Here is a 270-nt window from a genome sequence, read left to right as displayed (position 1 = left end):
CGCTAAATCGAGGCGTTTCCATAAGTCGACATTTTTTACTGGTTTTTTAGCTGAGGTTAACCAGCCGCGCTTTTTCCAATTCGTGATCCAAGATTAAATACCTTGTTTCAAATATTGGCTATCGGTAGTGATATTAATAACACATGGGCGAGTTAATACTTCCAGAGCCACAATTGCCCCCAGCATTTCCATGCGATTATTAGTTGTTAGTTTATAACCTTGACTCAATTTTTTTTCATGTTCGTTATAAATCATGAATATACCATAACC

Annotated in this window: 1 protein-coding gene; it reads right to left on the bottom strand. The window is 36.7% G+C overall.

Annotated elements, in window-relative coordinates; translation table 11 throughout:
- Positions 1-93: 93 nt before the first annotated feature.
- On the bottom strand, positions 94-261 hold the full coding sequence (locus AAEY88_RS13800) for an RNase H family protein (RefSeq protein ID WP_350563298.1): 168 nt from the start codon (positions 259-261) through the stop codon (positions 94-96).
- Positions 262-270 lie beyond the last annotated feature (9 nt).

The organism is Psychrobacter sp. CAL346-MNA-CIBAN-0220, from assembly GCF_040309805.1.
Taxonomy (GTDB): domain Bacteria; phylum Pseudomonadota; class Gammaproteobacteria; order Pseudomonadales; family Moraxellaceae; genus Psychrobacter.
Note: the sequence above shows the minus strand (reverse complement) of the source record. Positions and strands in the feature narration are given on the sequence as shown.